The following is a 762-nucleotide window of genomic DNA, read 5'->3' as shown; positions in this document are numbered from 1 at the left end:
CGTGAAAGAAATTCCCATAACCAAAGGTTCTAATTAATCGAGATGGAAGGGCTTTTATTTGAAGATTCCGACCTAATATCTTGATTATGCCCAGCCAATTTAAGGTGGGGATTTTTAAGCATTGCTGCTGGTAGCGATTTGAACCAGCCTACAGGTGCATTCAAACACGATAAGGAATAACAATGGCTAACGAATACACACCACCAAGAGTTTGGACTAACGACAGTGAAAATGGCGGCCAATGGGCAAGCATTAATCGTCCCGACTCTGGCGCACGTCACGAGCAAGAGTTGCCAGTTGGAGAGCACCCATTCCAGCTTTACTCAATGGGGACTCCTAATGGTCAGAAAGTGACGATCATGTTTGAGGAGCTTTTGGCGGCAGGCGTAAAGGAAGCCGAATACGACGCGTATTTGATCAAGATTGGCGATGGTGACCAATTTGGTTCTGGCTTTGTAGCTGTAAACCCAAACTCTAAAATTCCGGCGCTGGTTGATCGCTCAGGTGATGAACCTATCAACGTGTTTGAATCGGGTAATATTCTTTTCTACTTGGCAGAAAAATTTGGTTACTTCTTACCAACAGAAGGTGCGAAGCGTGCTGAGGTAATGAACTGGCTATTTTGGCTGCAAGGTTCTGCACCATACTTAGGAGGCGGTTTCGGTCACTTCTACGCGTACGCACCAGAGAAGTTCGAGTACCCAATCAACCGCTTTACGATGGAAGTTAAGCGTCAACTGGATGTACTGGACAAACGTCTGG

Annotated in this window: 1 protein-coding gene; it reads left to right on the top strand. The window is 45.9% G+C overall.

Annotated elements, in window-relative coordinates; translation table 11 throughout:
* Positions 1 to 182 precede the first annotated feature (182 nt).
* Positions 183 to 762 (top strand): glutathione-dependent disulfide-bond oxidoreductase (yghU, locus tag R7093_RS25180; protein WP_318147012.1); only part of this gene is annotated, 580 nt, incomplete at its 3' end.

The organism is Vibrio sp. 1580, assembly GCF_033340055.1.
Note: the sequence above shows the minus strand (reverse complement) of the source record. Positions and strands in the feature narration are given on the sequence as shown.